The organism is Methylobacterium sp. Leaf469, from assembly GCF_001424745.1.
In the GTDB taxonomy this organism is placed as follows: domain Bacteria; phylum Pseudomonadota; class Alphaproteobacteria; order Rhizobiales; family Beijerinckiaceae; genus Methylobacterium.
Genome location: NZ_LMRE01000034.1, coordinates 357174 through 382576 on the forward strand (window position 1 = coordinate 357174; position 25403 = coordinate 382576).

Annotated in this window: 30 protein-coding genes; 17 read left to right on the plus strand and 13 right to left on the minus strand. The window is 71.1% G+C overall.

Going from position 1 to position 25403, the window contains the following annotated elements:
- Nucleotides 1-48: 48 nt before the first annotated feature.
- Nucleotides 49-1083, minus strand: coding sequence for a kelch repeat-containing protein (locus ASG60_RS15700; RefSeq protein WP_056386518.1), 1035 nt, complete (start codon nucleotides 1081-1083; stop codon nucleotides 49-51).
- Between the two features lie 199 nt (nucleotides 1084-1282).
- On the opposite strand from ASG60_RS15700, the gene ASG60_RS15705 reads away from it, so the two are divergent.
- The 10 genes from ASG60_RS15705 to ASG60_RS15740 all read left to right on the plus strand — a co-directional run bounded on the left by ASG60_RS15705 (nucleotide 1283) and on the right by ASG60_RS15740 (nucleotide 7754).
- Complete coding sequence (locus ASG60_RS15705) at nucleotides 1283-1999, plus strand: sulfate transporter family protein (protein ID WP_056172332.1); 717 nt, start codon at nucleotides 1283-1285, stop codon at nucleotides 1997-1999.
- Between the two features lie 201 nt (nucleotides 2000-2200).
- Complete coding sequence (locus tag ASG60_RS15710) at nucleotides 2201-3343, plus strand: complex I NDUFA9 subunit family protein (RefSeq protein ID WP_056172333.1); 1143 nt, start codon at nucleotides 2201-2203, stop codon at nucleotides 3341-3343.
- Between the two features lie 25 nt (nucleotides 3344-3368).
- Nucleotides 3369-3737 (plus strand): fluoride efflux transporter CrcB, encoded by a 369-nt coding sequence (crcB, locus tag ASG60_RS15715; RefSeq protein WP_082515323.1) that lies wholly within the window; start codon nucleotides 3369-3371, stop codon nucleotides 3735-3737.
- Nucleotides 3738-3999: 262 nt separating this feature from the next.
- Entirely contained in the window at nucleotides 4000-4164 is a 165-nt protein-coding gene (locus tag ASG60_RS22915) for a hypothetical protein (protein ID WP_156369063.1), read from the plus strand.
- The gene (locus ASG60_RS15720) at nucleotides 4161-4496 is read left to right on the plus strand and encodes a hypothetical protein (RefSeq protein ID WP_056172336.1); all 336 of its coding nucleotides are present in this window, start codon (nucleotides 4161-4163) and stop codon (nucleotides 4494-4496) included. Before ASG60_RS22915 ends, ASG60_RS15720 begins: the two co-directional genes overlap by 4 nt.
- A 146-nt stretch (nucleotides 4497-4642) precedes the next feature.
- Complete coding sequence (locus ASG60_RS23195; RefSeq protein ID WP_200918827.1) at nucleotides 4643-4801, plus strand: hypothetical protein; 159 nt, start codon at nucleotides 4643-4645, stop codon at nucleotides 4799-4801.
- 171 nt (nucleotides 4802-4972) lie between these two features.
- Complete coding sequence (locus tag ASG60_RS15725) at nucleotides 4973-5233, plus strand: hypothetical protein (RefSeq protein WP_082531779.1); 261 nt, start codon at nucleotides 4973-4975, stop codon at nucleotides 5231-5233.
- Nucleotides 5234-5430: 197 nt separating this feature from the next.
- Nucleotides 5431-5886, plus strand: a complete 456-nt coding sequence (locus tag ASG60_RS15730) for a hypothetical protein (RefSeq protein WP_156398928.1) — start codon at nucleotides 5431-5433, stop codon at nucleotides 5884-5886.
- An 86-nt stretch (nucleotides 5887-5972) separates the two neighbouring features.
- Nucleotides 5973-6869 (plus strand): diguanylate cyclase, encoded by an 897-nt coding sequence (locus ASG60_RS15735; protein ID WP_056266647.1) that lies wholly within the window; start codon nucleotides 5973-5975, stop codon nucleotides 6867-6869.
- Nucleotides 6870-7082: 213 nt separating this feature from the next.
- The gene (locus ASG60_RS15740; protein WP_056386522.1) at nucleotides 7083-7754 is read left to right on the plus strand and encodes a response regulator transcription factor; all 672 of its coding nucleotides are present in this window, start codon (nucleotides 7083-7085) and stop codon (nucleotides 7752-7754) included.
- Between the two features lie 2 nt (nucleotides 7755-7756).
- On the opposite strand, the gene ASG60_RS15745 is transcribed toward ASG60_RS15740, so the two are convergent.
- The 4 genes from ASG60_RS15745 to ASG60_RS15760 form a co-directional block, all read right to left on the minus strand.
- Nucleotides 7757-9163, minus strand: coding sequence for a cytochrome ubiquinol oxidase subunit I (locus ASG60_RS15745; RefSeq protein ID WP_056266649.1), 1407 nt, complete (start codon nucleotides 9161-9163; stop codon nucleotides 7757-7759).
- A gap of 134 nt (nucleotides 9164-9297) precedes the next feature.
- Complete coding sequence (locus ASG60_RS15750; protein ID WP_056386524.1) at nucleotides 9298-10308, minus strand: SDR family oxidoreductase; 1011 nt, start codon at nucleotides 10306-10308, stop codon at nucleotides 9298-9300.
- Nucleotides 10309-10441: 133 nt separating this feature from the next.
- A complete protein-coding gene (locus tag ASG60_RS15755) occupies nucleotides 10442-11710 on the minus strand; it encodes a DNA topoisomerase IB (protein ID WP_056386526.1) in 1269 nt (422 codons plus the stop codon).
- Nucleotides 11711-11786: 76 nt separating this feature from the next.
- Nucleotides 11787-12209 carry a GNAT family acetyltransferase gene (locus ASG60_RS15760; protein WP_056386528.1) on the minus strand — a complete coding sequence of 141 codons (423 nt, stop codon included), beginning with the start codon at nucleotides 12207-12209 and terminating at the stop codon, nucleotides 11787-11789.
- Between the two features lie 75 nt (nucleotides 12210-12284).
- Between ASG60_RS15760 and ASG60_RS15765 the strand changes: the two genes are divergently transcribed.
- Together ASG60_RS15765 and ASG60_RS15770 are read left to right on the plus strand one after the other, a co-directional pair.
- Nucleotides 12285-13436 (plus strand): glycosyltransferase, encoded by a 1152-nt coding sequence (locus ASG60_RS15765; RefSeq protein WP_056386531.1) that lies wholly within the window; start codon nucleotides 12285-12287, stop codon nucleotides 13434-13436.
- The gene (locus tag ASG60_RS15770) at nucleotides 13433-14092 is read left to right on the plus strand and encodes a methyltransferase (RefSeq protein WP_056266664.1); all 660 of its coding nucleotides are present in this window, start codon (nucleotides 13433-13435) and stop codon (nucleotides 14090-14092) included. Before ASG60_RS15765 ends, ASG60_RS15770 begins: the two co-directional genes overlap by 4 nt.
- Here ASG60_RS15770 and ASG60_RS15775 read toward each other — a convergent pair.
- The 3 genes from ASG60_RS15775 to ASG60_RS23200 all read right to left on the minus strand — a co-directional run bounded on the left by ASG60_RS15775 (nucleotide 14082) and on the right by ASG60_RS23200 (nucleotide 15880).
- On the minus strand, nucleotides 14082-14693 hold the full coding sequence (locus ASG60_RS15775; protein ID WP_156398935.1) for a hypothetical protein: 612 nt from the start codon (nucleotides 14691-14693) through the stop codon (nucleotides 14082-14084). The two genes, ASG60_RS15770 and ASG60_RS15775, sit on opposite strands and share 11 nt — an antisense overlap.
- A 225-nt stretch (nucleotides 14694-14918) precedes the next feature.
- Complete coding sequence (locus tag ASG60_RS15780; RefSeq protein WP_056172979.1) at nucleotides 14919-15326, minus strand: DoxX family protein; 408 nt, start codon at nucleotides 15324-15326, stop codon at nucleotides 14919-14921.
- A 413-nt stretch (nucleotides 15327-15739) separates the two neighbouring features.
- Nucleotides 15740-15880 (minus strand): hypothetical protein, encoded by a 141-nt coding sequence (locus ASG60_RS23200; RefSeq protein ID WP_200937402.1) that lies wholly within the window; start codon nucleotides 15878-15880, stop codon nucleotides 15740-15742.
- A gap of 416 nt (nucleotides 15881-16296) precedes the next feature.
- Here ASG60_RS23200 and ASG60_RS15790 point away from each other — a divergent pair, with 416 nt between their 5' ends.
- Nucleotides 16297-16518 (plus strand): hypothetical protein, encoded by a 222-nt coding sequence (locus ASG60_RS15790; protein WP_056172371.1) that lies wholly within the window; start codon nucleotides 16297-16299, stop codon nucleotides 16516-16518.
- 87 nt (nucleotides 16519-16605) lie between these two features.
- Here ASG60_RS15790 and ASG60_RS15795 read toward each other — a convergent pair whose 3' ends face one another.
- From ASG60_RS15795 to zapE, 4 genes are all read right to left on the minus strand, one after another.
- Nucleotides 16606-17007: a hypothetical protein gene (locus ASG60_RS15795; RefSeq protein ID WP_056172374.1), complete on the minus strand. Its 402-nt coding sequence runs from the start codon at nucleotides 17005-17007 to the stop codon at nucleotides 16606-16608.
- A 248-nt stretch (nucleotides 17008-17255) separates the two neighbouring features.
- The gene (locus tag ASG60_RS15800; RefSeq protein WP_056172378.1) at nucleotides 17256-19595 is read right to left on the minus strand and encodes a xanthine dehydrogenase family protein molybdopterin-binding subunit; all 2340 of its coding nucleotides are present in this window, start codon (nucleotides 19593-19595) and stop codon (nucleotides 17256-17258) included.
- Entirely contained in the window at nucleotides 19592-20071 is a 480-nt protein-coding gene (locus tag ASG60_RS15805) for a (2Fe-2S)-binding protein (protein WP_056089887.1), read from the minus strand. Before ASG60_RS15805 ends, ASG60_RS15800 begins: the two co-directional genes overlap by 4 nt.
- Before the next feature lie 390 nt (nucleotides 20072-20461).
- Nucleotides 20462-21691 (minus strand): cell division protein ZapE, encoded by a 1230-nt coding sequence (zapE, locus tag ASG60_RS15810; protein ID WP_244473087.1) that lies wholly within the window; start codon nucleotides 21689-21691, stop codon nucleotides 20462-20464.
- 237 nt (nucleotides 21692-21928) lie between these two features.
- Here zapE and ASG60_RS15815 point away from each other — a divergent pair, with 237 nt between their 5' ends.
- The 3 genes from ASG60_RS15815 (at nucleotide 21929) to ASG60_RS15825 (ending at nucleotide 23192) form a co-directional block, all read left to right on the plus strand.
- On the plus strand, nucleotides 21929-22537 hold the full coding sequence (locus ASG60_RS15815) for a GNAT family N-acetyltransferase (RefSeq protein WP_244473086.1): 609 nt from the start codon (nucleotides 21929-21931) through the stop codon (nucleotides 22535-22537).
- A 40-nt stretch (nucleotides 22538-22577) separates the two neighbouring features.
- Entirely contained in the window at nucleotides 22578-22877 is a 300-nt protein-coding gene (locus ASG60_RS15820) for a hypothetical protein (protein WP_056386535.1), read from the plus strand.
- A 114-nt stretch (nucleotides 22878-22991) separates the two neighbouring features.
- Complete coding sequence (locus ASG60_RS15825; protein WP_056386536.1) at nucleotides 22992-23192, plus strand: hypothetical protein; 201 nt, start codon at nucleotides 22992-22994, stop codon at nucleotides 23190-23192.
- A 1-nt stretch (nucleotide 23193) separates the two neighbouring features.
- On the opposite strand, the gene ASG60_RS15830 is transcribed toward ASG60_RS15825, so the two are convergent.
- Nucleotides 23194-23877 carry a spermidine synthase gene (locus ASG60_RS15830; RefSeq protein ID WP_056386538.1) on the minus strand — a complete coding sequence of 228 codons (684 nt, stop codon included), beginning with the start codon at nucleotides 23875-23877 and terminating at the stop codon, nucleotides 23194-23196.
- Nucleotides 23878-24034: 157 nt separating this feature from the next.
- On the opposite strand from ASG60_RS15830, the gene rlmN reads away from it, so the two are divergent.
- Nucleotides 24035-25336 carry a 23S rRNA (adenine(2503)-C(2))-methyltransferase RlmN gene (gene rlmN / locus ASG60_RS15835; RefSeq protein ID WP_056172397.1) on the plus strand — a complete coding sequence of 434 codons (1302 nt, stop codon included), beginning with the start codon at nucleotides 24035-24037 and terminating at the stop codon, nucleotides 25334-25336.
- The last annotated feature ends 67 nt before the right edge of the window (nucleotides 25337-25403 follow it).

The following is a 25403-nucleotide window of genomic DNA, read 5'->3' on the forward strand; positions in this document are numbered from 1 at the left end:
TCGGCTGTCGGCCTATCAGAGGCCGGCGATGCGCGGCAACGCGCAGCGTCAGCGCCGCGCCCCGTCGCCGAGGTCGAGGACCTCGACGAGGCTCGAGCGGTCGCCCCCCGGTTTCGGGCTGCCCACCAGGGTGTGGATGCGCCCATTCGCCACGATGGCGCCGAAGCCGTGGCGCGGGGTGGGCAGGGGGGCGTGCCGGGTCCAGACATCCCGCGCCGGATCGTAGGCCTCGACGGCGCCGAAGGTGCGGGCGTCCGATTCGCCGCCCATGACGAAGATCCGTCCGCCGAGCACCGCCGCCGCGGCCCCGCTCCGGGCCGTCGGCATCGGCGCCCCCGTGCGCCAGGCGTCGGCGGCCGGGTCGTAGATCTCGGTCACGGTGCGGTTGCGGGCGGGGTCGCCGTCGATCCGCCCGCCGATGGCGACGAGGCGGCCGTCCACGGCCTGGACGGCGAGGTGGTCGCGCCGGGTCGGCAGGGCGGCGGCCTCGGTCCACCGGTCGCGCGCCGGGTCGTAGACCGCATGGTCGGCCGCGTTGCCGCCGCCCGAGACGCTGCCGCCGACCACGTGGATGCGGTCGCCGATCGCCACCGCGCCCCCTGCCGCCCGGGCGCTCGGCATCGGCGCGCGCGGGCTCCAGGCATCGGCCTTCTGATCGTAGGCCCAGACCCGGTCGCTCGCCCGCCAGCCGGCGCCGTAGCCGCCGAAGACGTAGACCCGGTCCCCGAACCCCGCCGCCATGGCGTGATGGATCGGCGTCGGGAACGCCGCCCCCGTCCCCCACGCGCCGGTGGCCGGATCGCGGACGAGGAGGCCGGTGGCCCCGTTGTAGTCGCCGATCACGTAGGCGAGGCCCGCCAGCGCGGCGACGGCCACCTCCGAGCGCGGGGCGGGGGCCGGCGCGGCGGCCCGCCAGGTGCCTGACCCCTCCGGCCCCCCTGCCCCCAGGCGCTCATGGGTGCCCACGGCCTCATGGGTACCCACGGCCTCATGGGTGCCCACGGCCTCATGGGTGCCCCCGGCCTCATGCGCGCTCGCGGACATCGTGGCCGCGAGGATCAGGACGGCGAGGAAGGCACGCATGGCGTCGGTTCCGGCTGGGCTCCGGGGACGAACGCGCCGGGCGGCCGAAGGCTGCCGGACGCGGACCGTGTGCGGCGGCACCCTTGCATCCACCCGCCCGCGCCGCCAGAACCGTGCCGGCAGAACCTTCGGGACGTGCGTGCGGGAACGGCGCCCGCGCCGGACGATCCGACACGAAGACGGGATTCGAGACACGGTCATGCTGTTCAAGGCCGCCTTCGCCGCCCTCCGGCAGGTCTTCTCGCCGCCCCTGCGGGCGATCCTGTGGAAGTCCCTCGGGCTGACCGTCGGCCTGCTCATCGTGGTCTGGGCCGGGCTCACCCGGGCGATCAACTGGTTCCTGTCCCAGCACCACCTCTCGGTGGACTATCCGTTCCTCGACACCCTGGCGGTGTTCTTCGCCGGGGCCGGCCTGTTCGTCGGCCTCGCCTACGTGATGCCGGCCATCTCGATCCTGGTGGCGGGCTTCTTCCTCGACGACGCGGCCGAGATCGTCGAGCGCACGGACTTTCCCCACGATCCGCCGGGCACCGCCCTGCCGCTCGGCCGGGCGATGCTCTACGCCGTGCGCTTCGCCGGCCTCGCCCTCCTAGTGAACCTCGTCGCCCTGATCCTGTTCTTCGTGCCGGGCGTGAACCTCGTGGCGTTCTTCGGCGCCAACGCCTACCTGCTCTCGCGCGAGTATTTCGAGCTCGCCGCCGGGCGCTTCCGGCCCATGGACGAGGCCGGGGCCATGCGCCGCCATTACGGGCCGACCACTCTCACGGCCGGCGCGCTTCTGGCCGGCCTGATGGTGGTGCCGGTCCTCAACCTCCTCACGCCGCTGTTCGGCATCGCCCTGATGGTCCACGTCCACAAGGGCTTGAGCCGGCGCACCCCCCTCGCCCCGCCCGAGGCGCCCGCGCGCCTGCGCTGACGCGCCCCCGGGTGACAGGCCGGCGGTTTTCGTCGGCATCCGGCTCCCCCAGGGCCCGGAACTGTTCTAGATAGTCCCCGTCGAAGCCTGCCGGTTGAAGCCTGCCGGTTCCGGCACCCGTCCAGGACCGGCGCGGACCCGTGACCCGATCGGGGGCACGGCCAGGCGCACCGGGGCCGCTTTTCGAGACCTTTGAGAGCGATGACCGGCTTCGAGACCCTTCCCCTCACCCGCCCCGACGCCCAGCTCGTCACGGTGTTCGGCGGCTCCGGCTTCCTCGGCCGCCACGTGGTCCGGGCGCTGGCCAAGCGCGGCTACCGCATCCGGGTCGCCGTGCGCCGGCCCGACCTCGCCCTGTTCCTCCAGCCGCTGGGCAAGGTCGGCCAGATCGTCGCCGTGCAGGCGAACCTGCGCTACCCCGAATCCATCGCGGCGGCGGTCCACGGCGCGGACGTGGTGGTCAACCTCGTGGGCATCCTGCAGGAGACCGGGCGCCAGAGCTTCGCCAAGCTCCAGGCCGAGGGCGCCGGCGAGATCGCCCGCGCGGCCGCCGCCGTCGGGGCGCCCCTCGTCCACGTCTCGGCCATCGGGGCCGATGCCGGCTCGCCGTCGGCCTATGCCCGCACCAAGGCGCTGGGCGAGGCCCGCATCGGGGAGGCGGGAGGCGAGCACGTGATCCTGCGCCCGTCCCTGGTGTTCGGCCCGGGCGACAGCTTCTTCAACCGCTTCGCGTCCCTGGCCCGGGTCCTGCCGGTGCTGCCGCTCGCCGGGGCCCGGAGCCGATTCCAGCCGGTCTATGTCGGCGACGTCGCCGAGGCGGTGACCCGGGCGGTGGAGGGCCGCGTACCGGCCGGACGGGTGTACGAGCTCGGCGGCCCGGAGGTCGCCACCCTGGAGGCCATCGTGCGCTACATGCTCACGGTGATCATGCGCCGCCGCAAGGTGCTCGATCTACCCCTGCCCGTCGCCCGCCTCCAGGCCCGCGCCCTCGAGATCGTCGACACCCTCACCCTCGGTCTCCTGCCGGATTCCCTCAAGCTCACCCGCGATCAGGTCACCCTGCTCCAGTCCGACAACGTCGTCTCGGAGGCGGCCAAGGCGGAGGGACGCACCCTGGAGGGCATCGGCCTCCAGCCCACCACCATGGAGGCGGTGGTGCCGGGCTATCTCTGGCGCTTCCGCACCGCCGGCCAGTTCGCCAAGCCCCGCGTCGCGGTGGAATCCGAGGTCCCCGAGACCCTGGCCCCGGTGCCCTACGCGCCCTCGAAGCCGAGCGGGCCGGCGCTGGGCCCCGACGCCAGCCAGCCGAGCCGGATGGGCACCCGCTGGGGCACCCGCGGCTGAGACGGCGCGCCCCGTGAGCGTCGCGGTGGGGTTCCTCCTCGTCTTCCTCGGCTCGGGCCTCGGCGGCATGGCCCGCCACGGCGTCGGCCTCGCGGCCGTGCGCCTCGGCCAGGGCTTTCCCTTCGGAACCCTCGCCATCAACATCCTGGGCTCGGCCCTGATGGGGGTGCTGGTGGGCTGGTACGCCCTGCGCGGCGGCAGCCAGCCCCTGCGGCTGTTCCTCGCCACCGGGGTGCTCGGCGGCTTCACCACCTTCTCGACCTTCGCCCTCGACGGGGTCTTCCTCCTGCAGCGCGGGGAGAATGCCGCCGCCCTCGCCTACATCTTCGGCTCCGTCGGGATCGGCCTCGGCGGCCTCCTGCTGGGACTCCTGGCCATGCGAACGCTGCTGTAGCGGGCGGTCACCGCGCTCGATCTTTTTTCGTCGTCCCCGTTTGTCGTCTCCCGTCCGCCGTCCCTTCGCGGGCCGACGCGGCAAACCCATGCCCGCGCTCGGATTTTACCGAAGACCTGGAATTGATCCAAATCGAAGCTGGGTCTTTTAGGCTCGAAGCATCGATTTATACGCATTCCAATGTTTCCCAATACGATTGAAATCCATCTTGTTGCACTGCATTGCTGTCATCGTCGATTCGGCAACGGGCAGGGAGGCGACGATGATGGAACGGGCACTGGATTGGGTCCGGGGCTATGCGCAGCTCGCCTGGTGGGACGGCTCCTGCATCGACCTGCGCCTGCACCGCCTGACCGACTTCATCGATTTCGTCGCCACCGCCCCGGATCCGGTCGCGGCCCACATCCGCCGGAGGACGCCTGCGTGAACCCCCGCCTCAACGCCGACCCCGCCCCTCACGCCTGCGCCGAGGCGGCTTCGGCCGAGGACACCCTGGACGAGTCCCTGCGCCGGGCGTTCTGGCAGAGCCTCAACCGGGCGCCGCTGCCGGCCATGCAGGCCCTCGAAACGGCGGCCCGGACCCTCGGCGCCCTCTACCGGCAGGTGGCCCGGGCCCACGAGCAGCCCGGCGGATGCGGGTGCGGCTGGGAGCCCGACCCCGATTGCGACCTCATCGTCCTCGAGGCCAACCTCGCCGCCGCCCTGCTTCATCCGCCGCAGCCGGATCTCCTGCGCATGCCGGCCGCCGGATCCGCCTGACGCGACGCGGGCGGGGCGGGCCGCCCGCGGATCCGAACTGCGCGCGGGTACCGCTTCCACACCCAAGGTCCCTTCCTCACTCAAGGTTACCCTTTCCTCACACACCGTGGCGGATCATGGCCGCAGGCACTGGGAAGGGGCGCGGCATGGACGGATTCTATCGCGGCATCGAGGTATCCCTGCTCGGGTTCAGCCTACTTCTCGGGCTCGGCGCCATCCTGCTTCCGTCCTCGCCCGGTGGCCTGCCGGGCGACGCACAGGTCGCCGTCACCCTTCCGATGATCACCGTGACGGCGAATCCCTGAGCCGGCGAAGCCTGGTCTTGGGGCGAACGACACTTTTCTGCCACCGGGGCGCCTGAATTCCTGCAACCCTTCCGGCCCGCCGCGACTTGATCTGTTGTAGCGAGAGCGGCCTTCGCGGCCGTTCCGAACGGTGGTTGAGGGTACCGAGCGGTGCGCGGTCAGGATTCAGATATGTCGGTCTTTCACACACGGCTGGCCGCCATGGCCGCGGGCGCCCTGTTCGTCACGTGCGTCGGCCTTTCCGGCGCCCAGGCGGCGCCCGCCGCGAACCAGGGTTCGTCCGAGGCGTCCGCCCTTCCCAACCGTCCGATCACGGCCGTCGCGGCCATGACCGAGGGGGACGACGACCTGACGAATTGCAGCCGTTCGCGCCGCCGCCTCTGGGTCGATGGCGAGGGCTGGATCGTCCGGCGGGTCACCACCTGCCGCTGAGCGACCCCGCGAGGGTCACGGACCGGAGGACGACGCGATCCCCCGTGGATCGGACCCGCCGCGAGGCGGGTTTCCTCGTCGGGCTGAGGCCTACGCACTCTTCCCCTCCCCCACCCGCCGGAACGCCGGGGCGGTCCGGCGGTTTGTGCCTCATGATGCCGGCCAGGAACGAGGCCCCGTTGCGGAGTGCGCCACCGATGATCACGCGTCTCAAGGCGACCCTGCTGGGAGCCGCCCTCTCGTGCGCGACCTTCGCCGGCGCGCAGGCACAGGTGATCTACGGCGACGTCGGGCCGGGCTACGGCTACGCCGGCTCCGCGATCCGGGGCGACTATGTCGGCGCACCCCTCACCCGGTTTCCGCGGCCCGACCAGATCGTCCCGAGCGCCTGGGGCTACGGCACCTACGGCGTCCCCACCGTCTCGGGCATCCACCCTGCGCCCGTCGGAACGCCCACCGTCTACGTGATCGAATCGCCTGCACCCGCCGCCCGCGCGAGCGCAAAAGCGCGTACGACGGCAGGACCACGGGTGCTCGCACGCGACCGCGCGAGCCGGTTCGCCCCGGCGCCGTCCGCCACGCCATACGCGTCGGCCGGGGGCGCACGCGTCGTGCCCGTGAGCGTACCGGCCCGGCAGGCAACGTTGCGCTGAGCTTGGCGAAGCATCGCGGGCGGCGAGAAAACTTGGCAACAATTTAATCTCTCGGCGATACCTTCCGAAAACGTGAGGGGCACGCCATGCATATTGTTCTCGTCGACACCAGCCGCGTCGTTCTCAAGATGATCGCCGCCCTGCTCGAGCCCAACGGGCATACGGTCACCGCCTTCACGAACTCCAGCGAGGCCCTGGATTTCGTCGAGACCACACAATCCGTACGCGTCCTGATCACCAGCCTCGAAGTCAGGCCCCTCAGCGGCCTCGAACTGTGTTGGTCCGCCCGTCTGCTGGCGGAGGCCAATCGGCCTCTGTACGTGATCACCATGTCCTCGGCGCGCAACGCCCGAAACCTTGCCGAAGCCCTCGACAGCGGCGCCGACGACTTCATCGAGAAGCCGCCCGGCCCCGAGGAGCTCCACGCCCGGCTCCGCGCCGCCGACCGGCTCACCACCATGCAGAGCGAGCTGATCCGCCTGGCCCAGACGGATTCGCTCACCGGCCTGCTCAACCGCCGCGCCTTCTACCAGCGCGCCCGCGAGGCGGCCGACCGGGCCGGCAACCACGGCAAGATGTCGGCGATCCTCCTCGACATCGATCACTTCAAGCGCATCAACGACGAGTACGGCCACGATGTCGGCGATGCGGCGATCCAGGCCGTCGCCCGCGAGATCGGCACCGAGGGCATCGTCGGGCGCCTCGGCGGGGAGGAGTTCGGCATCGTCCTGCCGCATCGTCCGGCGGCGGAAGCGGAGACCCTCGCCGGGCGCCTGCGCCGGGGAATCGAGGCCCTGCGCATCCGCGGCGCGCGGGCACCGATCCGGCTCACCTGCAGCTTCGGCGTCAGCGACTGGATCGAGGCCGACACGGTGGAGGGCTTGGTCAAGCGCGCCGACATCGCGCTCTACGAAGCCAAGTCCACGGGCCGCAACCGTGTGGTCACCGCGACCTCCGACCTGATCCTCGCCCGCGCCGGCTGATCCCCCTCTCCCATCGGGACTTTGGCCTGTACCGCCGCGAGACAGCGGCGTACGGCATCCCGCGGAGTCATCGTCACCGGCATCGCCCGGCCCCTCCGCGCTGATCTTGAAATCACACAAGACATGGTAAACAGAAGCCTGGAACAGATCTTGAAGTGAACCTTCGCAGTACTGCCGCGGTGTCTCGTGGTGGCACATGAGGGGGATTGCGGCATGCATCAGGCCGTTGGAGTATTGATCGTCGATGAGCCGCACGGGCTGCAGCCGAGCTTTCGGGCGGCCCTCGAGCACGAACCGACCCTGCACACGGTGAGCGAAGCGGACCTGTCCCGCGGCGGATCGGACGTGCCGGGGGCCAATGTTGCCCTCGTGGTCGTCGGCGACGGGGATCCCGAAGGCGGGGTGGCGCGGATCGGCGGTCTGCGGGCCCGGTGTCCCGGCCTCAAGATCGTCGCCGCTTTCGAGACCCTGGACGCCGCCGCGATGGCGCGGCTGGTCGCGGCCGGCACCGACATGTTCGTCGCCCGCACCGCCTCCGCCCGGGTCGTCTGCGCCGCCATCCTGGCCCTGGGCGGCCTGGACGCGCCGGCGCAGGGTATGGCCCCCACCGACGGCCTGACCCCGCGCGAGGCGGAGATCCTGCGGTTCCTCAGTGCCGGGTTCAGCAACAAGGAAGTGGCCCGCCGCCTCGGCCTCAGCGTCCGCACCGTGGAGACCCACCGGCTCAACCTGCGCCGCAAGACCCAGACCGGTCGCCTCAAGGACCTCGTCGCCCTGGCCCGCCAGCTCGGTCTCGCCCCCGTGACGGACACCGAGGGATCCACCCCCGTGCGCCGCACGGCCGGCCCGTCCACGGGCCAGTTCGCCCTCCCGGCCGGCTTCTGACGCTACGCCCGAACCGTTTCGTCGAGCGCCGAGAGGGGCCGCTTGGGTTTTCGCGCGACATCCTCGCCGCGGACCGCCTCCTCCAGGGGCTCCGGGCCTTTGCGCAGGAGCTTGGCGAGGTAGTACGAGCCGAACCCGAAGATGATCGCGTAGGCGACGAGGAATGCGACGAGGGAGGTGGTGACCGCGTTGACCGTGAGCGGCGAGTGCGCGTCCGCCGTGCGCATCTGTCCGTAGACGATGTAGGGCTGGCGCCCGATCTCGGCGGTGAACCAGCCGAACAGCACGGCACCGAAGCCGGACGGCGTCATCAGCATCGCGGCATTCAGGAACCAGCGGTTGGTGTAGAGGGTGCCGCGCCAGCGAAGGTACAGGCTCCAGAGGCTCAGGCCGAGCATCGCCAGCCCGATGGCGACCATGATGCGGAACGAGTAGAACACCGGCCAGACTGGCGGCCGCTGATCGGGCGGCACGTCCTTCAGGCCCGGCACCACGCCGGAGAAGTCGTGGGTGAGGATGAAGGAGCCGAGCTTCGGGATACCGATCTCGAAATCGTTGCGCTCCTCCTTCATGTTCGGGATCGCGAACAGCAGCAGCGGCATGTTGGCCTGCCGGTCCCAGTTCGCCTCGATGGCCGCGAGCTTCGTCGGCTGGTGCTTGAGCACGGCGAGCCCGTGTGAGTCACCGATCATGATCTGCAGCGGCGTGCAGATCACCGCGAACCACAGGGCCATGGACAGGGAGACACGCGCCCCGGCTACCTTGGCCGGCGGCTCCTTCCGCCCGCGAAGAATCATCCAGGCCGACATGCCCGCCACCGCGAAGGCCGTGGTGAGGAAGCAACCCATCACCATGTGGGCGTAGCGGATCGGGAAGGACGGGTTGAAGATCACCTGCCACCAGTCGGTGGCCACCGCCCGGCCGTTCTCGACGACGAAGCCGGCAGGCGTCTGCATCCAAGAATTGGCCGACAGGATCCAGAAGGCCGAGATCAGGGTGCCGATGGCGACCATGCAGGTGGAGACGAAGTGCAGGCGGTCCCCCACCCGCTCCCAGCCGAACAGCATGATCCCGAGGAAGCCCGCCTCGAGGAAGAACGCGGTGATCACCTCGTACTGGATCAGCGGCCCGAGCACGTTGCCGGTGAAGTCGGCGTAGCGCGACCAGTTGGTGCCGAGCTGGTAGCTCATGACGATGCCGGACACGACGCCGAGGCCGAACGACACCGCGAAGACCTTCACCCAGAAGCGGTAGAGGTTCCGGTAAAGGGGGTTGCCGGTCCACAACCACTGGCCTTCAAGGCGGGCGAGGAAACTCGCCAGCCCGATGGTGAAGGCCGGAAAGATGATGTGGAAGGCCATGGTGAAGCCGAACTGAATCCGCGAAAGCAGAAGCGCATCGACATCCATGGATCATCCTCCCGTCCGGCCCGCGTCCCCCGGCGGGACTTGTCCGGAAGGACAGGCCCGGGAGAACTTGCTCGAATCGGTCTACTCTACTGTAAATTCGCGCGCGCGGCGCGGCTTGGTCGCAGCCCTCGGCTTCAGGCGCGCGGGAGCCGACGGCGCGGACCGCGCGCCAGGGCGAGCGCACCGACGAGACCCACGGCGGCGAGACCGCCGAGGCCGGCCAGCATCCAGTCGCGCTCGCGGCTGGTCCAATACTCGCTGCGCGTGGTTTCCGTACGGTCGCCGAAGCGCCCGTCGATGCGGGCCGGTCCCGGAACGGGCTCGAACAGATTGCCGGGTTTGTCCGCAGCCGGTGCGTCCGTGAGTTGGGCGTCCCACATGCTGGCGGCCTTGGAATCGGCGAAGCCGGGCGCGATCACCTGTGCCGCATGCATCATCAGCACGCTGCGACCGACCCAGACGTCCCGTTGCGGCTTTGCCGCCGTGGATACGATGGCCTCGGCGCACAGCCGCGGGTCGTAGACCGGGTCGGGGGCGTATTGGCCATGGCCCGTGCGGTTGCGGGCCCAGTTGAATTGCGGCGTGTTGACCGCCGGCAGGTAGACGATGCTCAGGGAGACCGCGACCCGGTCGTGGATGAGCTCGCACCGCAGGGCATCGGTGAAGCCGGTGACGGCGAACTTCGCGGCGCAGTACGGAGCCTGGAGCGGTGCGGCCCGGATGGCGAGGCCCGAGGACACCTGAAGGATGGCGCCGCGGTTGCGCGGCTTCATGAACCGCAGGGCCGCGAGCGTCCCGTAGACCTGGCTGAGATAGGTGGTCTCGGTGACGCGCCGGTACTCCGCTGGGGTGATCCGGTCGGCCGGATTCACGATGGTCGCCATGGCGTTGTTGACCCAGGCGTCGATGGGGCCGAGTTCGCGCTCCACCCGCTCGGCCGCCCCCGCGACGGCCTCGGCATCCGCGACATCGGCCGCGATGGCGAGGACCGGCCGGCCGTAGGCCTTGAGAAGGGCCTCCGTTTCCGACAGGCGATCCGGATCGCGGGCGATGACGGCCACCGCCCAGCCGCACTTGGCGAACAGCTCCGCCGTCGCCAGCCCGATGCCGGCGGTCCCGCCCGTGACGACCGCGATGCGTGCCATGCTATCCAAGAATCCAGATCCGTCCGGCGAGCCTGCCGGGACGCGTCCTCGGCAACGGACGTGTTCGAATCCGGTTGCGGAGGGAGGTCCGTGCCCAAACGACACGTCTTCGCGGCAGCGGTCGGGATGGGTCTCAGGCGGTGGGCCGGTCGGCCGTCCCGGCATCGGGGGCCTTCGACCGGGATTTCATGCGCCTTTCGGAGCCGGACGCCGCGTCCCGTCCGTTCGATCCCGCCCTGTCGGCGGACTTGGTCGCGGCCTTAGATTTGGCCTGGGAGCTGGCTTTGGTCTTACGCGTGGCCGTCCTGACCGGCGTTGCCGTGGTCGCCTTGGCGAGCCGGGCCTGGAGCAGCCCCAGCACCGCCGCCTCCTCGGGCTTCAGGCGCGTGAGGTCGTGGCGCAACTCGTCCGCGACGGCGTGCTTCACCTGCAGCAGCAGGTCGCCCTCGAGGTAGCCGTCGAGCACCTGGGGGTGGATGTAGCATTTGCGGCAGATGGTCGGCGTGTTGCCGAGCCGGCTCGCCACGCTCTCGATGGCCGTCCGAAGGTTCTTCTTGGCGGCGGCCTGGCTGTCGAACGCCTCGAATTCCTGCAGCGCCAGGGCGGCCAGCACCGTGCCGGCCCAGGTGCGGAAATCCTTGGCGGTGACCGGCTGGCCGGTGATCTCGCGCAGGTACGCGTTCACGTCGGCCGAGGTCACGTCTCGGATGGCGCCGTCCGCGTCGCGGTACTGGAACAGCTCCTGGCCGGGCAGATCCTGGCAGGCCTTGACGATCCGGGCCACGCGCCGGTCCTTCACGCCGAGGTCCCAGGTCCTGCCGCTCTTGCCCTTGAACCGGAAGGTGAGCTTGGCGCCGGCGATCGTGGCGTGCCGGTCGCGCAGGGTGGTGAGGCCGAAGCTCTTGTTGGTGCGGGCGTAATCGTCGTTGCCCACCCGAATGAGCGTGGTCTCCAGAAGATGCACCACCGTCGCCAGCACCTTTTCGCGGGGCAGGCCGGCCTTGCCCATGTCGGCGTCGACGCGGGCGCGCAGGCCCGGCAGCACGTCCGCGAAGGTCATGATGTGCTCGAACTTGGTCTGGTCCCGGGCGGCGCGGAAGTCGGCGTGGTAGCGGTACTGCTTGCGCCCCTTGGCGTCGCGCCCCGTCGCCTGGATGTGGCCGTTGGCGCGCGCGCAGATCCACACGTCGGTGTAGGCGGGCGGGATGGCGAGCGCCCGGATGCGGGCCAGGGTCTTCGCGTCGCGCACCGGGGCGCCCTTGGGGTCGCGGTAGGCGAAGCCCGTGCCGCTCCGGCGGCGGGTCAGCCCCGGCGTGGACTCGTCGACATAGGCGAGGCCCGCCTCCTCGGCCGCGTCGCGCGGATCGGCGACGGTGCCGTCCTCGTCCCGATCCGACGTCATGCGCAACGCTCCCCCGGATGATTTCGTGAGGCGACAACCGGTGGCCGGGCCGCTCCGTTCCGGGCGCGACATCGCGCTACAGCCAGCGCTCCATGACGATGCGCGGGACCGCGTTCCAGCCGAGGCCGGCGTAGAAGTCGCGCACGCCCACGTTGGTCTCGCGGATCATGAGCTGCGCCTTGGGAATCTTCCGCACCCGCAGCCACTCTTCCCCGGCCGCCACCATGGCCCGGCCGTGGCCCCGGCCCCGCGCCTCGGCCGCGACGTAGTAGAGCCAGCCGCGATGGCCGTCGTGGCCGACCATCACGCTCGCGGCGACGCGCCCGTCCGGCGTGACGCCGACGAGGACGTCGGAGTTCGGACGCCCGGCGGCGCGGTCGAGATCCGCGTCCGGATCGTTGTGCGGCACCACGAGGCCGCAGGCGCGCCACAGGGCGATCACCGCCGCGTGGTCGTCGGCCCGGAACGGCCGGATCGTCAGGCTCTCGGTCGTGTCCATGGTCTTGTCCTCGTGCGGTCTTGTCCTAGTGCGGTCTTGCCTTTCTGCGCGGCGAGGCATGCTACAGGCTGAGGAATGGATACGCCGCCCCACCCGCCCCACCCGCGAAAAACCCTGGTCTTCGTGGTCACCGAGGACTGGTTCTTCGCCTCGCACTTCCTGCCCCTGGCGCGGGCGGCCGTCGCCATGGGTCTCACCGTGGCGGTGGTGACGCGGGTGCGCGATCACCGCGCGCCCATCGAGGCCACGGGTGCGCGGGTGGTCCACCTGGAGGCCGAGCGCTCGAGCCTCAACCCCATGGCGGCGGGGTACGCGGCGGGCCAGCTCGCCGGTATCCTCAAGGCGTTGCGGGCCGACATCGTCCACTGCATTGCCCTGCGCGCCATCCTGGTCGGCGGCACCGCGGCCGCCATGGCGGGCATCCCCGCCCGGGTCTACGCGGTGACTGGCCTCGGGCTCCTCGGCGCCCGCGCCGACGCCACCGGCCGGCTGTCGCGCCTGGCGCTGCGCGGCCTCATCCGGGGACCGCTCGCCTCGAAGCGAACCCGGTTCCTGTTCGAGAATCCCGACGACGCCCGGGCGCTCGGCCTCGACCCGGCCGACACCGCCGTCACCCTCGTCGGCGGGGCCGGCGTCGATCCCGAGGCCTTCACGCCCCGACCCCTGCCGCCGACCCCGCCCCTGCGGGTCGCCCTGGTGGCCCGGATGCTGTGGTCGAAGGGCGTCGATACGGCCGTGGAGGCCGTGCGCCGCGCCCGCGCCGACGGGGTGGCGGTGGAGCTCTCCCTCTACGGCGCGCCAGACCCCTCGAACCGCCGGGCGATCCCCGAGGCGACGCTCCGGGACTGGTCGCGCGACGGGATCGCGTGGCACGGGCCCACCGCCGACGTCGCCGGGGCCTACGCCGCCCACCACGCCGCCTGCCTGCCCTCGCGGGGCGGCGAGGGCCTGCCCCGCACCCTGCTGGAGGCGGCCGCCTGCGGGCGCGCGCTCCTCACCACCGACGTGCCGGGCTGCCGCTCCCTGGTGCGCGACGGACTCGAAGGTTTCGTCGTCCCGCCCGACGATTCCGCGGCGCTGGCCGCCGCCCTCGCGCGCCTCGCCGCCGATCCGGGACTCGTGGTGCGGATGGGCGAAGCGGCACGCGACCGCATCCGGGCGGGGGACTTCACGGAAGCGGCCGTGGCCGGCGCCGTCTGTGCGATCTACGCGGAGCTCTCGGCATGATCGCCTCGCCCGATCCCCTCGCCTTCATCCGTGAAAACACCCGGCTGCTGCCGGTGCCCCACGCGCCCGAGATCGTGCTGCATGTCGCCGACGAGGCCACCGCCCTGTGGCAGAAGACCGAGGACGAGCTCGAGGCCATCGGCCTGCCGCCGCCGTTCTGGGCCTTCGCCTGGGCGGGGGGACAGGCGCTCGCCCGCTACATCCTCGACAACCCCGAGCTCGTCTCCGGGCGCCGCGTCCTCGATTTCGCCTCGGGCTCCGGACTCGTCGCCATCGCGGCGGCGAAAGCCGGGGCGATCCACGTGACGGCGAGCGACCTCGACGGGTTCGCGATCCCCGCCATCGGCCTCAACGCGGCGGCCAACGGCGTCGCCGACCGCATCGAGGCGGTGCGGGACGACCTCATCGGCTCCGATCCCGGCAGCGCCGTCGTGCTCGCCGCCGACATCTTCTACGAATGCGACCTCGCCGGGCGCGTCACCGCGTGGCTGGCCGGGCTGCATGCGCGCGGCGCCACCGTGCTGGTGGGCGATCCCGGCCGGTCCTACCTGCCGCGCGACCGGCTCGAACGGCTCGCCACCTACGCGGTGCCGGTGAGCCGGTCCCTGGAGGATGCCGAGATCAAGCAGAGCAGCGTCTGGCGCTTCACCGCCTGACGGCCTTCGGCATCACGGCGCGCAGGGCGAGGTGCGTCGGCCCGCACAGGGCGAGCGGAATGCCGACGACGAGGAGGCCGAACCAGGCGTAAGGCGACATCCAGGTCTGGGCGGCGGTGTCGCTCATGCCCCAGACGTAGTTGATGTTGACCGGGGTGAGGCCGGGATCGGGGCGCGGCGCCGGCATGGCGAAGAAGCAGACCGCCAGCACCACCACGGCGAGGCCCGACCACGCCGTCCAGGCGCGGCGGTCGTAGCCGAGGCGCCAGACGAGATAGATCAGCAGGAACGGCAGCCAGCCGTGGAACAGCGACAGGCCGCGCAGGAAGAGCGAATTCTCGGACTTGAACATGTAGTCGGTCATGCCGGTGATCGGCAGGCCGAACAGGCCGGCGGTGAAATCCGCCACCCAGATCACCTGCGGCGCCAGGATGCCGACGGCGCCCATGGAGATGGGCAGCGCGCGCTCGGTCCAGATCCCCCAGAGGGTCAGGATCAGGGAGATGTCGCAGAAGTAGAGGAAGTTCGTCGGCCCGTAATACCACCCGTAGGTCGGCACCAGCACGGCCATGAAAGCCGTGTAGGCGAGCTTGAGGGCCATCGGCAGGCGCTGGCGTGCCCCTTCGGAGGACGCCAGCGTGCTGTCCCAGGGGGCCGGCGAGAGGGAAGCGCTCATGGTCTGAAGGTCCGTCCGGCCCCGATCGGCCCGGTGTCGGGACGATGCCGTGCCGGCGCCGCCGGGGCGGTGACGAGCGGCACAGCTTACGTTGGGAAGGGCGCGATCAGAACCGGCCGCGGCGCTTGTTAGAACCGGCCGCGGCGCTTGTTAGAACCGGCCGCGGCGCTGGGCGTCGAGGCTCCACGGGCCGGCGCCGGCGGCGGCGAGGTAGAGGAACACGAAGCAGAACAGGATCGCCGCGTCGCCGCCGTTGAGGGCGGGAAACGGGCTCTTCGGCGCATGGGCCATGAAGTAGGCCACCGCCATCTGGCCCGACAGAACGAACGCCACCGGCCGGGTGAACAGGCCGAGCACGATCAGCGCGCCGCCGACGAGTTCGAGCAGGCCCGCCATCCCGATCAGGGAGACCAGTTCCGGCGCGCCGCCGCCACCCATGCGTGCGGGAAAGCCGAGGAGCTTCTGTGTCCCGTGGGCGAGGAACAGCAGCCCCGCCATGATGCGCAGGACGCTGAGCAGGCGCGGGGCCCAGGTGACCGAGAGGGCGTTGGTGTTCATGCGGTGACGTGCTCCGAGGAACGCCCCTGGACCCGAGGCGAGGGAGCCCCGCATCGAGCACGAATCGTACGGTGCGTCGATCCACCCCGGCGGCACCGGCGGGCGTCCGCGAACCGGATCGTGCCGGGCGGCACGGAAGAGGTCGCGCGGGGGCGCCGGTTCAGTCGGCCGCGACGGCGACGAGGGAGAACAGGGCCGCCAACAGGACATTGCCGGCGACGACGAGAGCGAGGACGAGCATGGCGATGGAATCTTAGGCTTCGAGGACCGGGAGGCCAGCCTTACGGCCACGCTTCTGGCCGGTTCATGAACGCCACGGCCCGGCCGACCCGGCAATGCGGAACGGCGTGAATCAATTGCTCCCGTGCCGGCTCCAGCGCCGTGTCCCGGGGACACCGTCGGGGCAAGCGATGCTAACCGATCTTGCCGAGCCGAATCAGCAACGCTTCGATCCGCTCGCCCACGGGTTCGGCCGGATCCGCCGGATAGAAGGCCCGCAGGGTGTGGCCGAGGTGGCGCCGGACGTGCGGCGCCAGGGCCGGCGGACGGCGCACCGAACCCGCCTCCGTCGCAGCCGCGGCATGGGAGCCATGAGATCGTTCGCCGTGCGTCTCGGGCATTCGAAAAGCCCCCTCTCGCCGCGTCGTCACGACGGCACCGGATCGGCGTGGTCGGACCCGGCGACGATCGCACGGCAGGGTTAAGGATGCGTTTCCGGCGATCGGCCACCGGTCCGCCGCGACTCGGGCGACGGGCGCGAAATAAAAGCGTGACCGTTGGATCGAAGAGAAATGGCGCGGTGCCAGAGACTTGCGTCCGCCCCCCCATTCCGACGCGGCCCGCCGCCCGTTTTCGCGCCGCTGTCAAGTGGTAGACGTCGGCATCGCGGCTGGTTTACATCTTTTACTCAGGCATGAGCACTCCCTACGCTCAGCCACCTCGCAGTCTGGATGAGGTCAAATTGAGTGGCATGCAAAGTATTGCAATGACCGAACGCGAGCGGGATACAGTGATCGCCGCGCTGCGATATTATCAATTCTATCGTTTGCAGGGAAATCCATTTAATCCGCAGCAGGATCATTTGATCGACGCCATCGCCGGGCATTCCGGCGAGGCCCTGGACTTGGCCGCCATCGACGACCTCTGTGCCGGCCTCAACGGCAACAAGCACGCCCTCAGCGCAGCCGCCTGAGGGGTGCCGCCCGGCCCGGCGTCTCGTCGGACGAGACGCCGGGCCTCGCGTGCGGAGCCCGCCCGTCCGGGCCGCTCCGCCGCCCGCTCAAGGGGCCGCGTCGAGCTGCTGCCTGGCGCGCCCGAGGGCCTCCCTGCAACCCTTGGCGTCGCCCTTGCCATCGGCGGTGCGGGCCTCGTCGAGGGCGACCTTGGCCTGCATCGCCTTGTCGCCGCCCTTGCCGGCCTCGGCCGACTTCTCCGGCGGCGTCGTGGGGTGCGTGCTCGGATTGCCGCCGGACGCCCCACCCTCGCCGCCGCGCGCGCCGGCATCGGCCTGGCCGCTCGTGGAGGCCGAGATCGACTCCTTGGCCTGATTCTTCACCTTGCCCTCGAGGGCCGCGATTTCGTCCGCGCAGGGCGAGGCGTGGGCTTGGCTCACCGCACCCGCGAGGGTCGCGGCGAGGAGGCCGGCGGCGAGCCAGGCGGGTCGTGTCGTGTTCGATGGCATCGTCGAATCGAATCCCGATACAGCAGCGAGGCGCCGAAGCGGCGGCCTCTTCCCCGGGTCAACCCGCCGGGAGGCGGGACGGCTCCGGCCCGGATGGCGGAACCACCGTTTTTCGTCGCGCCCGACCATGAAAAAGGGGTGCCGCGCGATGCGACACCCCCGTTTCTCGTGCTGTCCATCGTCGTGAAGCCCCCGGAGAGGCACCGGCCCAGGGCCGGGTTCGTCGCGGCGCCCCGAGGGGCGTCCGCTCAGGCGCTGAGCTGGTCGCGGATCGGCAGCTGCCGGATGCGACGGCCCGTGGCCGCGAAGATCGCGTTGGCGATGGCGGGGGCGACCGGCGGTACGCCCGGCTCGCCGACGCCGCCCAGCGGCCCCGAGAAGTTCGGGTTCGGCAGCAGGTGGACGTGGATCTCCTTCGGGGCGGCGTCGATGCGGGTGATCTCGTAGCCGTCGAAGTTGTTCTGCTGGGCGCGGCCGTCCTTGAACGTGATCTCGGCCGAGAGCGCGAGGCCCATCCCCATGACCACGGCGCCTTCCATCTGCGACCGGATGCGCTCCGGGTTCACCTGCGGTCCGCAATCGACGGCGATGTCGACGCGCTTGACCACGACCTCGCCCTTGGCCCCGACCTCCACCTCGGCGGCGACCGCCGTGTGGGTGACGAAGCTGTAGTGACCGGCGATGCCGAGCCCGGTGTTCTTCGCCATCTTGCGGCCCCAGCCGATGCCCTTGGCCGCCGCCTCGATGACCCCGCGCAGGCGTGCCGTGTCGATGGGGTAGCGGGCAGGGTCCTCGCCGTAGTTCCAGACATCGCCGAGCGTCGTCGGATCGATCTTGCGATCGGGGCCGATGAGGGCGAGCAGGTACTCCTTCGGGTCACGCCCCGCCGCATGCGCCAACTCGTTCACGAACGACTGGATCGCGAAGGCGTGCGGGATGTTCGAGACCGAGCGGAACCAGCCGATGCGCACGTGCGCGTCGGCCGCCGGGTTCTCGAGACGGATGTTGGGTACGGCGAACGGCGTGTTGGTGAGGCCCATGCCGAGCTCGAACGGGAGTTCGTTCTTGGCGCCCGCCGCGAAGATCGACCCGATGGTGGGGGCCGCCGAACGGTGGAGCCAAGCCACCGGCATGCCCTTGTCGTCGAGGCCGGCTTCCAGGCGCTCCACCGAGATGGTGTGGTAGTAGCCGTGGTGCAGGTCGTCCTCACGGGTCCAGGTCAGCTTCACCGGGGCGCCGTCCACGGCCTGGGAGCACAGGGCCGCTTCGAGCACGTAATCCGGCTTCGACTTGCGGCCGAAACCGCCGCCGAGCAGGGTCTGGTTGACCCGCACCTTGTCGGCCGCGAGATTCAACTTCTTCGCCAGCCGGTCGTGGGTCGCCTGCGGCGCCTGGGTGCAGGCCCAGGCCTCGCAGAAACCGTCCTTGATCCGCACCACGGCGGCCGGCGGCTCCATCGGGGCCTGGACGAGGTGGGGCACGAAGTATTCGGCCTCGACCCGCTTCTTGGCCTTCGCCATCGCGCCGTCGACGTCGCCCTGGTTGCGCACGACCTTGCCGGGGGCACGCACCGCCTTCTCCAGCTCGCCCCGGAAGGCGACGGAGTCGTAGGAGGCATTGGGGCCGTCGTCCCAGGTCACTTTGAGGGCCTCGCGGGCCTTCATGGCCGCCCAGGTGTTTTTCGCGATGACCGCAACGCCGCCCAGCGGCTGGAACTCGACCGGTGCCTCCGGGGCGTCGATCTTGAAGATCTTGACGACGCCCGGGACTTTCTTGGCCTCGGTGTCGTCGTAGCTCACCACCTTGCCGCCGAAGACCGGCGGGCGGGCGACGAGGGCGTAGAGCATCCCGTCGATCTTGGTGTCGAGGCCGTAGACGGCCTTGCCCGTGGTGATGTCGCGGTTGTCGACGAGGCCGATCTTGCCCTTGCCGATGTACTTGAAGTCCTTCGAATCCTTGAGCGTCACGGATTCGCGGGCCGGCACCGGCAGTTCGGCCGCTGCCGCCGCGATCTCGCCGTAGCCGAGGCTGCGCTTGGATTTGGCGTGGGTGACGACGTGGTTCTCGGCCTTCACTTCCGAGACCGGCACGTTCCATTGCTTGGCGGCGGCCTGGACCAGCATCAGGCGGGCGGCGGCCCCGGCGTGGCGCAGGTGCTGGAAGAAGTGGCGGAGCGAGCGCGACCCGTCCGTGTCCTGGTTGCCGAAGCGGGTCTCGTCGCCCCAGGCCTGGGCGACCTTCACCTTGTCCCAGGTGGCTTCGAGTTCGTCGGCGACCACGAAGGCGATGGAGGTGCGAACCCCCTGGCCCATCTCGGCGCGGTGGCAGGTCACCGTCACGGTGCCGTCGGGGGCGATGGCGACGAACACCTTGGGGTCGTCCTGCCAGCCGTGCGGCATGGCATCGGCGCCGAATTTTTTCGGCTCGTTCGCCTTGTCCTCGGCTTTCGCCGAATCACGCCACGACAGGGCGAGCACCAGGGCACCCATGCCGCCCAGCATGGCGCGGCGGCTGACATTGGCGAGGGCCGTCGGGGCGGTGTCTTGGGTCGCGGTGGCTTCGGCCATCATCTTCGAATCGTGGATCACAGGCGCTCTCCCTTGGCGGCGGGGGCAGCCTGGCCGGCGGCCTGATGGATGGCGGCGCGGATGCGCGGGTAGGTGCCGCAGCGGCACAGGTTGCCGCTCATGGCCTCGTCGATCTGTGCGTCCGTGGGCTTCGGGGTATCGGTGAGGAGCGAGGCGGCCTGCATCATCTGCCCGCACTGGCAATAGCCGCACTGGGCGACGTTGAGGTCGCGCCAGGCCGCCTGGACCGGGTGGTTGCCGTCGGGGGACAGGCCCTCGATGGTGACGACGGCCTGACCCTCGGCGGCCGAGACCGGCGTGACGCAGCCGCGCACGGCGGTGCCGCCGACATGGATGGTACAGGCGCCGCACAGCGCCTGGCCGCAGCCGAACTTGGTGCCGGTGAGACCGACCTCGTCGCGCAGGTACCACAGCAGCGGCATGTCGGGATCGCCGTCGAAGCTGCGTTCAGCCCCGTTCACGGTGAGTTTGATCATTGGTCTGTCCTATCCTGAATCGGGCGATTCCGGCGGTCGTGGACCGTCGGGCCGCCCGTCTGGGTCGCGTGGTCGGCGTCCGGGCACGCGATCCGTGTCGCGGTCCCGCATCGATCGCTCGCGCGGAGAGCCCCGGCTTCCTGCAGGAACGGCAACCGCCACCGGACGGCGGCGGCATGGGCGGCGCGGCGGGCGCGACGTCGTTCTTCGGAATGAGACCAATTAAATGCAGCGCGTGCTGCAGTGCAACGCCGGAGGTCCGATCCGGCTCCCTGACCGGGACGATCCGGCACTATGGATGTGCGTTGGCGCACAAACTGCACCCGCGCCGCTGCGACCGCGGGCCGCGATCGCACGTGAGGGGCGGTGCGTGGGGCGGCGATCGCGGTCTCAGGTCTCGACCAGACCCGCGCTCGATCCCGACGCCTCCGAATCCCCAGCCCCGTGCGGCAGGGCGAGATACTCCGAAGAACGCATCTCGATGAGGCGCGACACCGTGCGGTCGAACTCGAAGGCCTCGCGGCCGTCGGTGGCCGTGTAGAGTCCCGGCGGCTCGGCCGCCGCCGAGGCGACGAGCTTCACGTGGGCATCGTAGAAGGTGTCGACCAGGGTGATGAAGCGCTTGGCCTCGTTGCGGGTCTCCGCGCTCATCACCGGGATGTCGGCGAGGATCACCGTGTGGAAGGCCCGTGCCACGGCCATGTAGTCGGAGGCCCCGAGCGGCTGCGCGCAGAGATCCGCGAAGGTGAAGCGCGCCACGCCCGCCGCCTCTTCCGGCACCGGCACGTCCCGCCCCTTCACCCGCACGGTGGCGGGCCTGCCCCGGGCCTTGCCCGTGAGACCCTTGAAGGCGCGGGCGAGGGCCGCCTCGGCCTCCGCGTCCGCGGGCACGTGATAGACCGAGGCGCCCCCGAGCTTCTCCAGCCGGAAATCCGTGCGCGAATCGAGGCGCAGGACGTCGACGCGGTTCTGCAGCTCGGCGACGAAGGGCAGGAACAGGGCCCGGTTGAGGCCGCCCTCGTAGAGCCGGTCGGGCTCGACGTTGGAGGTCGCCACCACGGTGACACCCCGCTTGAACAGGGCGTCGAACAGGCGCCCCAGGATCATCGCGTCGGCGATGTCGGTGACGGTGAACTCGTCGAAGCACAGCAGGGTCGCCTCGTCGGCCAGCGCGTCGGCCACCACGGGGATCGGATCGTCGCCCTTCGCCGTGCCGGCCTTGAGGGCCTGGCGGTGGGCGTGGATGCGCTCGTGCGCGTCGGCGAGGAAGCCGTGGAAGTGCACCCGGCGCTTCGGGCCGGGTGCCGCCTCGTGGAACAGGTCCATCAGCATGGTCTTGCCCCGGCCGACGGAGCCCCAGATGTAGAGGCCCTTCGGTACGGCGGCCGGATCCGCCTTGCGCCCGAACAGCCAGCCCAGCGCGCTGCCCTTGCGGGCGCGCCGGCGCCGGCCGAGTTCCTGCGCCAGACCGTCCAGCGCCCGCACGAGGTGGACCTGCGCCGGGTCGCGCTCGATGGCGCCCGACGCCACCAGGGCCTCGTAGCGCTCGAAGACCGGACCGGGGGAGACCGCGCCCGAACGGGCGTGATCGGACGGCGCCACGGGGGCTGATGAACTCACGACGGTAAGCCTCGACGCAGGGGCCGGGACCGGGACGGGCGGCCCGTACGATCCGGGTCTGCCGCGCGTCCGGGGCCGGATCAAGCGGGGTGATTGGTATGCCAGAGACAGGGCCGGCATGACGTTTTGCTGCATTGCACAAATCGGGTGGCGGTGCCACATCTGCCCGGCCTTGAGGGAGGCAACGCCCGGATTCCGGCGCGCCGCGGCGCGCCCTCACGCCGGAGAGGCATCACCATGCCCGAGCCCCGAATGCCCGAATCCCGAACACGCGAACCCCGATCGGAACCGCGCGCCCTGCACCCCGTCATCCGCCGCCTGTGGCCGAGCGATGCCGCGGCGGTGGAGGCCTACTTCCTGCGCCTCGATCCGGAGACCCGCGCCAACCGCTTCATGGGCACCTTGAGCGACGCGGCCGCCCTGGCCTATGCGCGCCGGGCCCTGAGGATCGACGGCGTGGTGTTCGGCGGGTTCGTCGACGGCACCCTGCGGGCCCTCGGTGAGCTGCGACCGACCCGGGCGCCGCCGTCGCGCTACCGGCTCGGCGCCGAGGCGGAGGCCGCCTTCGCGGTGGAGCGCGGCTACCGGCGCAACGGCCTCGGCCACGCCCTGTTTCGCCGGATCGCCGGGGCGGCGCGCAATCGCGGCGTACGCGACCTGCGGGTGCGCTGCCTCAGCCGGAACCGGCCGATGCAGAACCTCGCCCTCCGGGTCGGCGCCGACCTGCGGATGGCGGACGGGGAGGCCGAGGGGGCGCTTCACCTCGCCCGGCCGACGCCCGTCTCCCTGTGGCAGGAGAGCGTCACCGAGGCGTTCGACTTCACCCTGGCGCTCGCCGCCGCGTGAGGCCACACTGGGGATCACGCTTTCGAGAGTGGCTCCCGCCATGCGCCCCGCCCTGTTCGCCACCGCCGTCCTGCTCGTCTCCTCCGGCCAAGGGTTCGGCCAGACGCGGCCGGCCATGCCGGAGATGATCTGTGCCGAGGCGGCCGGCCTCGTCGCCCGCACGGGCGCCATCGTGCTCACGACGGGGCCGTTCACCTACGCCCGGTTCGTGCGCGACGGCGGCTTCTGCCCCCTGCCGGAAACGACGCGGCCGGCCTTCGAGCTGACGCGCGACACGCCGCGCTGCTTCGTCGGCTACACCTGCCACGACCGCTTCACCGAGGGCGGCGGCCGCGAATAGGCACCGCAGTCCCGACAGGACGCGTCACGGCCAAGCTGCCATGTTGCGGCCAAGCCCCGTGCCGATGCTGGCGGCGACGCCCCGCGGGGGGGCCGGCACCGAGGGGCCACACGCATGAGCACCAGCGATCACGTCGCGCGCCAGCCCGGCGACCTGCGCCTGCAGCGCTCCGTCGCCGACACCCTGCGGACCATCGCAGCGGCCTGCGCCGAGCGCGACGCCCCTCCGGTCAAGGCGGCCCGGCGCCAGCTCGCCGCCATCTACGGCGCCACGCGCCTGAGCCGCTGCCGCGACGGCCTGCGCGCCACGGGCTGACCTATTTCGCCCGCTCCGGCCGCACGGCGAGCCAGATCGTGTGGCGGGCGCCCCGCCCCCGCCCGGCCCGCACGGACACCGCTTCCACGGCGAACCCGGCGCGGACGAGGCGCTGGGTGAAGGCCGGATCGGGATGGGCCGACCACACGGCGAGCACGCCGCCGGGGCGCAGGGCGTTGCGCGCCGCGGCCAACCCGCCCACGTCGTAGAGCCGGTCGTTCTCCGCCCGGGTCAGCCCCTCGGGGCCGTTGTCGACATCGAGGAGGATCGCGTCGAAGGCCAGCGCCGAGGACCGGATCAGGGCGGCGACATCGGCCTCCCGCGCCTCGACCCGGGGGTCGGACAGGGCATCGGCGGAGATGTGGGCCAGGGGGCCGCGCCCCCAGGCGAGCACCGCCGGCACCAGTTCGGCCACCACCAGCCGCGCATCCGGCCCCAGGGCGTCCAGGGCCGCCCGCAGGGTGAAGCCCATGCCGAAGCCGCCGATGAGGACCTTCGCCCCGGCCCGTCCGCCGATCCGCGCCGCCGTCAAGGTCGCCAGCGCCTCCTCCGAGCCGCTGAGGCGGCTGTTCATCAGGTCGTTGCGGCCGATCCGGATGAGGAATTCATGGCCGCGCTGGAGCAGACGCAGCTCGTCGGTGGTGCCCGGGATCGGGGCGGTGTCGAGGGCGACCCAGGGAATCACGGCGAACCTCGCGGGCGTCAGAACAGGCGTGGCGCCCGGTACCACACCCGGCGCACCCCGCCCAACCCGGTGCACGCCGGCCATGCCGCACCCGTATTCGCCTTCGCCGCGCCGATCGCCTATATCGGACCGATTCCAGATCGAAGGTTCCAAGACCATGGCGACGGCGTCGTTCGACACCGCCCGGGGCGACGCGAGCGCCGCACCCGCAATCGAGAAGCTGCCCGAGTTCGCGCCGGAGACGACGCCCCTCGGCGGCCCCCTCGGGCGGTCCTCCCTCGTCGGCCTGACCCGGGACGACCTCAAGGCGCGGCTTGGCGCCATCGGCGTGTCCGAGCGCGAGCAGCGCATGCGGTCGGGCCAGATCTGGCACTGGGTCAACGTGCGCGGCGCCAAGCACTTCGACGACATGACCAATGTCGGCAAGGGCCTGAAGGCGGATCTGGCGCGCGCCTACACCCTCGACCGGCCGGAGGTGATCACCGAGCAGGTCTCGCGGGACGGCACCCGCAAGTGGCTCATGCGCATGGCGCCGACGGGCAAGCACGACCACAATCGCGGCGCCGAGATCGAGTGCGTCTACATTCCCGGCCGGGGCCGGGGCACCCTCTGTGTCTCGAGCCAGGTCGGCTGCACCCTCACCTGCTCGTTCTGCCACACGGGCACCCAGCGCCTCGTGCGCAACCTGACGGCGGCCGAGATCGTCGCGCAGGTGGTGGTGGCGCGCGACCACCTCAACGACTGGGCCGGGCAGAACCCGACGCCGGCCGGGGCCGACGAGGTCCGCCGCGCGGTGACCAACATCGTGTTCATGGGCATGGGCGAGCCCCTCTACAACATCGACAACGTCATCGATTCCGTCGGCGTCATGGCCGACCAAGAGGGCCTGGGCCTGTCGCGCCGGCGCATCACCGTCTCGACCTCCGGCGTGGTGCCGCAGATGCAGCGCCTCGGCACCGACGCCCACGCCATGCTGGCGATCTCGCTGCACGCCGTGCGCGACGATCTTCGCGATACCCTGGTGCCGCTCAACCGCAAGTATCCGCTGGCCGAACTCATCGCCGCCTGCCGCAACTATCCGGGCCTCAACAACGCCCGGCGCATCACCTTCGAGTACGTGATGCTGAAAGGCATCAACGACACCGACGCCGATGCCCGCGAGCTGGTGCGGCTGCTCCAGGGCATTCCGGCCAAGATCAACCTCATCCCGTTCAACCCCTGGCCCGGCAGCGTCTACGAATGCTCCGACTGGGAGCGCATCGAGCGCTTCTCCGAGATCGTCTACGACGCCGGCTACGCGTCCCCCGTGCGCACCCCGCGCGGCCGCGACATCCTCGCCGCCTGCGGTCAGCTCAAGAGCGAGACCGAGAAGCTGCGCGCCCGCGCCCGGATGATGCTGGAGGACGGGATCGGCGCCGAGGGCGTCTACGCGGGCGCCGACGACGGCGACGACGATTGATGGCCTGACACCCCCCTCCCCCTTGTGGGGAGGAGGGCCGCGTTTCCAACACATCCAAGAGGGCGTC